The sequence below is a fragment of the Qipengyuania marisflavi genome (genome assembly GCF_005884405.1).
Lineage (GTDB): Bacteria > Pseudomonadota > Alphaproteobacteria > Sphingomonadales > Sphingomonadaceae > Qipengyuania > Qipengyuania marisflavi.
On record NZ_VCAO01000011.1, the window covers coordinates 39,281 to 46,309 of the forward strand.

Genomic DNA, 7,029 nt, shown 5'->3' on the forward strand with positions numbered 1-7,029 from the left:
TACTCTCAGATCGCAAGAGTCTTGCGATGCCTCTCAATCGCGCTTCGCACATCGTCGGGGAAGGGCAGGTGTCCGCTTTCGCTGCTCCAGGCGTCATCGAACCGTGCAACGACATCCTTCGCTGTCGCGGTGATCAGCCTTGCAGGCAGCCTTGCCTTGTCGGCGATCGCCTCGAGTACATCATAGGTGTAGGACGCCCACTCGCGCGAGCCATCAAATTTGAGCGCAGCATCGTCGCCTGGGATATAGGCGAGCGTCGAAAGCAAGTCATAGGCAGGTGCCAGCAGCGCGTTGCGCCGGTCCGGATAAATCAACGACCAGTTCTTGAGGTGCATGTCGCCATTACCGATCAGCACCGAGTAGGTGAGCCGGCGGACGAATTCGACCACGCTTTGCTCATCGGTCTCGATCGCCAGCACATTGAGGATCTGGCGGTAGCTCGCATTCTCGTATTTATCGTCTGCAAAGACACCGAACACTTGGGCGAAGTCTTCGGTGTGCACTGGTCCTTCTTCCCCCCGGTCAAAGCGCCGGATGGCAAAAGCGGACTCTCCGTAACGGGTGATACCTTCGGGTATGCCATCGATCTGATCGAGGGACAAAAGGTCGATTTCAGGTACGTCGATCCCGATCTTTGCCGCCAGTTTCATCGCTGCGAATTCAGCCTCGGGCACGTCCGGATGTCTCGCAGAGGGCAGCTTGACGATCCAGTCGCCGCCGCTGCCTGTGACCGGGATCGTCAGTCCGCCATTCTTGCCCTGGGCTTTGACCGCCGAGAATTTGAGTTGCACGCCGGCAAGCGAGAAGCGCAGCGCGCGCTCTGCCTGCTTCTCCGCGGCTTCTTCATCTAGCTCGTCGGCCTCCGTTTCCTCGGCATCGACGGCGACGGCGCGCACTGCGCCGGGAAGATCGTGCCCGAGCTGTGCGAGAAGCTTGTACTCGCGCACGGCTTTCACGCCCGCGCGGCGAGCCAGGTAGTCGCGAAGCGTTCCTTCGGGAAGGAGGTTGGAGAAGAACGGCTCGATCTTCGTTCGATAGCTGCGTGTCTCATCAATGATCTCGCCATTCGCGTCCTTGTAGGCGAGCGACAGCGTTGGCCGATTCTGGTCGGCAAGGTAGACTTCGTCGAATGTGAAGATGCTCGCATCTCCATCGAGCCGTGCGATGGTTCCAACGCGCGTCTCACCCAGAAAGATATCGAGAGCCGCTGCGTTGATCATGTGGCGTCGTCCTCAAGCCGGTAAGCAGGCAGTCTGTGGGCACTATCTCGATCGATTGAGTGAACCTGCAGGTTTCTGACGTGCCGTAGGGCACGTGTGGATGCCGCGATCTGCTGGGCGAGTTTCTTCGTTCCTTCTTTTTGCTCAAGCGCCCAGCCGAGGTCCTGAAGATGCTTTTTCAGATGAGCGACGGGCTGCAAAGCCTGCTGGATGGCTTTGAGCGTTTCGGGAGTGAAATTAATGGTCTGGATATCTTTCAGGGCGCTTTGAAACTCATTCACCTCGGTGACGCTCGGATAGCTCTGCCGTAGTCGCTCAGCGAACCGGTTGGTTTCGGCAATCGTTGCGAGCGTTCGACTGGCCTCGCTTCTTTCGCGCTGTGAGCGAACAACGCCTTCGATCGCCGGTACGGTCCTTCGAGGCACTAGCTTCAGTTCGAGGTCGAGCGCGCGCGCTATTTCGACAAGGCTGGAAATCTGTAGGTCTACATTCCCGCCTTCGATTTTGGAGATGTGGCTTTGAGGCAAGCCCACCCGCTCACCCAGCTGTTTCTGGGTAAAGCCTTTTGCTATCCGAGCCACTTTGATGCTTGCGGCGATGTCTTCGATTGCCGTGCTCATAAATATGTTTCTGCATATGTTGATCGACGTATATATGTTTTAGCATATACTCTTATTTGTGAGAGGGGCAACAGAAATATGTAGAGGCATAAATTTCTGAATCCTCATATGTCATCGCATATTATGGGCGGAGATTGACGGCGACAAAGCGCGGGCAGTCGTCACTTCGCAGAACTTTTTCCAGCCTTTTCATCGGTCTTTCGATGACGGAGCTCTCGTCCAGAGATCTGCCGATCAGTCAGGCAAGCCATCGGCGGAAATGCGCCCTCATTTCGGACATTAAGTCGACCTTGAGCAGCTCCCAAAAGCTGAAGTTCGGCAAGACATGCGCTGAATGTAGCCGCGAACCTGTTTCTCTGTATTTCAGAAACGTCTCGCGCCAATCCTAACGCCACTTCACCCGAAATTCGCGTGCACTCGCTAGGATCTTTCCAATGCGAGGTCGCGGTATGCTCTGAATTTACTGATAGCAGCGGTTCCGAGCTTGAGCAGATCCGAAGACAACTCGGCGTAGCCTTTCGCATCCAAGAGACTGTCGGGTAGATTCGGTATCTCTGTCTCGAGCTTGCTTCCACGGATTGGTAGCAACGGAAAATCGCCCGGACTGAGTTTTTGGTGATATATGGAGAGGCGCATTGCTAGCACACCAAGTGGTACGTGCTCTTGGGCGAGCGCTACATATGCCTCGCGTTCAGTCTCAGTAAGCTTGTCGAACCATGCTGGAGCGAATGGTTCAGTGTAAGTCATGAGGGCATCGAGCTCAGTCGTAATTGTCGGTGCGAAGAACGTATCGAGCCAGGTTGTCTCAAACTCGTCTTGGAATTCCTGCCATGTCACAAGGCGCAAATTAGTGCGCTGGACCGCCTCATGAGCGCCGGACTGAAAGCCGCTTAGCGCGATAATGTAGCCCGCATTGGCTCCGACATCGCTAGTGACGGTCCGAAACGCATGCACGATTTGCTGAGGTACCGCTGCTTTCCAATATTTGCATTCGCATATGATCCGGTTGAGCCGGTCGCGATGCGTTTCCTCGGCATATACGTCGATTTCCGCCCTGCCTCGCCCGAGCTCAATGACTCGCTCCAAGTCCACATTGAAACCACACTGGCTGAGGATCTCAGCTACGCATGCTTGGAGATCGCGCCAGTTTTCGGGAATGCTCTCTGTAATCATTGCGCCGTCTTAACCTCACGTTCTGCTTCATAGAAGCACTCGACCACAGCAAGCATCGATTTACGTTCTTCGGATTTCGCCCTAATGCCGCACATTCCTTCCCAAAATAAAATCGCCTGAGAGACGACTTTCAAATGAAGTCAAATCCAATATTCTCAAGAGAGAATTTCTGTGCTTTGATTCCGTCCGCGCTAGAATTGGCATATAGCGGCTGCTGATAATTCGGCGCCATGGGGGGTGGATGAGTGACCAAAGTAGTTATTTGAAGACGATCTCGCACGCGGAGGACGCAGTCGCAAATGCGATTTTCGTTCACGGGCTCAGCGGGGACGCTTCTGAAACTTGGCAATGCGGCAAGTCGGATGAGCTTTGGCCATCTTGGCTCAACGAACTATTCCCGCGTCTCGGCGTTTACAGCCTAGGCTACCCGGCCAGCAAGTTTGCAAAAACGGAGCAGGACTTGTTCGAGCGGGCCGCGAGCGTTTTGGACTATCTAACGTCGAAAGGCTTTGGAGATCGGCCGCTGATCTTCGTGGCGCACAGCCTGGGTGGCCTTCTCACTAAGTCCGTATTGAGGAAGGCGCGGGATTCTAGCGATTCCGGGCACAAGACTATTGCTGAGTCCACTAAGCTGGTTGTCTTTATCGCTACACCCCACGAAGGAGCATCGCTCGCCACCTTGGGCAAAAAGGTGCTTCCTCGATTGATCTCCAACAAGATTGAACTCCTTGCCAACAGCATGGGTGTGTTGAACGATCTCAAACAAGCCTACCGCGACCTTTGTGACGCGAGTACCGAGCTCAAAACCGTCACCTACTACGAGACCATTCCTGTTTTCGGTCTTTTGGTTGTCAACCGCAGCTCGTCCGATCCTGGTGTTGGAAACTGTGTCCCTATCGGAGTCGACAAGGATCATATCACCATATGCAAACCAGACGATCGCGACGACCAGGTGTATCTTGGTGTCGCAAGACATGTCGGGCAGGTTGTGGAGAAGGCCGAAGCTGAATTTGCCGCTCAAACCCAATCATTTGAGACACCAGATTTCAGCGTTGCTTCGGAGAATGATCGTAGATCATTGCTCGACAAGATGATCGATGCGAACCGAGAAGACGAATACTCGATCGCGAATGACTACCAAAATCAGTTCGCTCAAAGCTTTTATCGCCAAGGTCTCTCAGGGAGTGCTCGTCGTGACCACGACCTGCTGCTCAGCGACGTCGAGCAAAGATTCATCACCAACATCTATCTGAAGCATATCTGCAAGGGGGCTTCCGACGATCAGGTGCAGGTCGCGCTGCAATCTGACGTGATCGACCCGATTTGCGCGAAGTATGCCGAGGACTCTTCGGTCACGGGAATCACGGTCCTTCAGGCTCTGTACTTTCTTACCGAGCAGTGCCGAATTCGCTGGGATGCTGAGTAATGGCGCATCGTATCTGGTATCCTCAGCTTGACGCGTTCGATTGCATACGCCGGATGGTGGCCATACTTTCATTTGCCGATGACGAAGGGCTTTCGATGGAACGCGCCCAGATGGCAGATTTGTTCCTCTCAAGTCCGCCGTTACTGCACTCCGTTACAATGCCCATGCAGGTGAGGTCCAACTTCAGAGAGCTAGGCATTGCGCGACCCGAAAAGAGTTTCCTAAGTTATCCGGCTGCGCCGCTCCTCTTTCATAAGATGGAGCCGGTGCAGCGACGCGCAATTCGCGCGATGGTAGGAAAGAATCTGATCGATCTTCGCCTCTACGAGAAACGCGCATTGAGCTTGACGGACGATGCTCGCAGTCTTCTGGACACGCGCCTCAAACATTCGGTTGCTGAACTCAAGCTCGCGCAGTTTATCGTCTCTGATATCTTGGCAATCGGTGAAGACAATATTGAAGAGCTCAGGAAGCGGACAGGTCTGAGGAGGCTGGCTGCATGAGCGAGATCGAACAGGAAAAAGACGAGATCGCGTCGCGCGTTCCAACACTTCAGCTACGCCGCCTTCGCGTGTTGAAATCCGGCCGCCCGGTTTACGATCAAGCGTTTCACGAGGGCGTGAACATCATTCGTGGAGACAATGGGTCAGGCAAGTCGTCGATCGCAGACTTTGCCTTCTTTGTACTCGGAGGCGAGTTCGACAACTGGAAGAAGGTCCCCGCGCAATGTGACGAGATTCAGGCTGAGATACTCACCAGCCAAGGGCGATTAGCGCTCAAGCGAAACACAGATTCCAAGACCTCTCCGATCCGCGTTTTCTTCGGCACGCTCAAAGAGGGTGTTGAAGCTGGATCGGACGGCTGGGAGCGATTCCCCGTCCATCGACAAGGGGACCATGAAAGCTTTTCGCAACTCCTCTTCAGGTCCATGTTGATCCCAGAGGCAAAGAGCGAAGGCGCATCAAACATCACAATGCACCAGATTTTGCGCCTCTTATACTCTGATCAGCATACACCCCCCGGCAGATTGTTCCGCTTTGAATCCACGTGGGACACGAAGACCATGCGAAGCGCCGTTGGCGATCTGCTATGCGGTGTGAATGACTACGAGGGCTACGAAATCAGTCTCGAAATTCGTGAACTGGAGCGGCACTATGACGAGGTGAGTCGGCAGCTTTCGGCGCTACTCTCGATCCTCCCATCTGATGAAACTCTGAACAAACCCGCTACTTTGGAAATGGAGATACGAGAGCGTGAGGCAGAGAGAGAAGCTGCGCTTCAACGGATTTCGCAGGTTGATGATCTGATTGACGGCGATGAAGTCAAAGAATTCTTGGCGAAAAGCCGAAGCATGCGCGACCGAATTTCGAAAAGCGCTAAGCAGATTGGCGCGCTCGAGCGCGAAGTGTCGCAACTCGGCTACCAACTGGGTGATCTGGAGGAATATCTCGATTTTCTCTCAGAGATGATCGAGAAGGTCGGCTTGGCTGAGAGCTCGCAGCTTGCGATTGGGGACATCGACTTCACGCACTGCCCAGCTTGCTTGACCGACCTTGCGCCGACTGTTGATGGGCATACCTGCCACGTCTGCAATTCCGAGATTGACCCCGAAGACAAACGCTCCCGTTACAATGCAATCCGCGTCGATTTTGAGATGCAGCAACGGGAGGCGCGCCAGCTCAATTCGCAAAAGGAAATGCGGCTTTCTGCGGAAAAAGCAAAACTTAGGAAAGCCCGTGCGGAACATTCGAGACTGATCGCAGAGTTTGCTGCTGGCTACGACAATGGCTCGTCACCGCGAGAGGCCTTCCTGGCTGAGCAAAACTTGCGCATTGGGCAAATTGCTCGTGAAATCGACTATCTCGAAAAGTCGCTTGTGACCGCATCGCGCGTGAAAGAGCTTTCGGAAGCGAAGGCTGACGCTCAAGCAGAACTGGACAAGCTGAAGTCTCGGCAAGAGGCCCTCGAACTCAGTGCCGCAAAACGCAGATCAGTTGCGCTGTCACGCGTTTCCCGAATTGCCGCCTCTGTGCTTCGCGCAGACAACATGGATCAGCCGGAATTCATGACCGCTCAGGATGTCAGCGTGAATTTCTCCGACGATGCAATGTCTGTCGACGGGGATCTCAATTTTGCTGAAAGCAGCAATGTGATCTTGAAGAATGCGTGCATTTTGAGCCTTCTCCTCGCGGCGGGAGAAGACCAGAAATTTTTCCACCCCAGGTTTGCCCTGTTCGACAACATTGAAGACAAGGGAATGCAGACTGAACGCAGCCACAACTTCCAACGTATTGGACTTGTAACGGTTTTGTGCCGGTCACTGATCTCATTATGCCACTTTGGCTTCGAATGCGAGCGGGCTGATGCCGCCCAGATATGAATGGCGGCGGCGGGTATTGTAGAACCCGTTGATGTACTGGAAGATGGCGGCCTCGGCTTGTCGCCGTGTTGGCCAGCTCTGCCGCCAGATTAGTTCCGCCTTCAGGCTTTTGAAGAATGTCTCGACAGAGGCGTTATCATAGCAATTACCCTTGCCGCTCATCGATGGCCGCAGGCCGTAAGCCTGCAGCATCTTTTGATAATCGTAGGA

General features: G+C 54.2%; 7 protein-coding genes. 3 read left to right on the forward strand and 4 right to left on the reverse strand.

Annotation, left to right across the window (positions count from 1 at the left end; genetic code table 11):
* Nucleotides 1-5: 5 nt before the first annotated feature.
* The 3 genes from FEV51_RS12590 to FEV51_RS12600 all read right to left on the reverse strand — a co-directional run bounded on the left by FEV51_RS12590 (nucleotide 6) and on the right by FEV51_RS12600 (nucleotide 3,013).
* Complete coding sequence (locus tag FEV51_RS12590; RefSeq protein WP_010412513.1) at nucleotides 6-1,220, reverse strand: type II toxin-antitoxin system HipA family toxin; 1,215 nt, start codon at nucleotides 1,218-1,220, stop codon at nucleotides 6-8.
* Nucleotides 1,217-1,840 carry a helix-turn-helix domain-containing protein gene (locus FEV51_RS12595; protein WP_010412533.1) on the reverse strand — a complete coding sequence of 208 codons (624 nt, stop codon included), beginning with the start codon at nucleotides 1,838-1,840 and terminating at the stop codon, nucleotides 1,217-1,219. The genes FEV51_RS12590 and FEV51_RS12595 overlap by 4 nt, the downstream gene beginning before the upstream one ends.
* Before the next feature lie 420 nt (nucleotides 1,841-2,260).
* Nucleotides 2,261-3,013: a restriction endonuclease gene (locus tag FEV51_RS12600; RefSeq protein WP_010412535.1), complete on the reverse strand. Its 753-nt coding sequence runs from the start codon at nucleotides 3,011-3,013 to the stop codon at nucleotides 2,261-2,263.
* Nucleotides 3,014-3,254: 241 nt separating this feature from the next.
* Here FEV51_RS12600 and FEV51_RS12605 point away from each other — a divergent pair, with 241 nt between their 5' ends.
* From FEV51_RS12605 to FEV51_RS12615, 3 genes are read left to right on the forward strand one after another with little or no spacing between them, the layout of a single operon-like run.
* A complete protein-coding gene (locus FEV51_RS12605) occupies nucleotides 3,255-4,439 on the forward strand; it encodes an ABC-three component system protein (protein ID WP_138619425.1) in 1,185 nt (394 codons plus the stop codon).
* Nucleotides 4,439-4,942, forward strand: coding sequence for an ABC-three component system middle component 5 (locus FEV51_RS12610; RefSeq protein WP_010412541.1), 504 nt, complete (start codon nucleotides 4,439-4,441; stop codon nucleotides 4,940-4,942). The genes FEV51_RS12605 and FEV51_RS12610 overlap by 1 nt, the downstream gene beginning before the upstream one ends.
* The gene (locus FEV51_RS12615) at nucleotides 4,939-6,819 is read left to right on the forward strand and encodes an AAA family ATPase (protein WP_138619427.1); all 1,881 of its coding nucleotides are present in this window, start codon (nucleotides 4,939-4,941) and stop codon (nucleotides 6,817-6,819) included. Before FEV51_RS12610 ends, FEV51_RS12615 begins: the two co-directional genes overlap by 4 nt.
* Here FEV51_RS12615 and FEV51_RS12620 read toward each other — a convergent pair.
* The coding region (locus FEV51_RS12620) for an IS3 family transposase (RefSeq protein WP_138615238.1) at nucleotides 6,769-7,029 on the reverse strand (261 nt) is incomplete at its 5' end. The two genes, FEV51_RS12615 and FEV51_RS12620, sit on opposite strands and share 51 nt — an antisense overlap.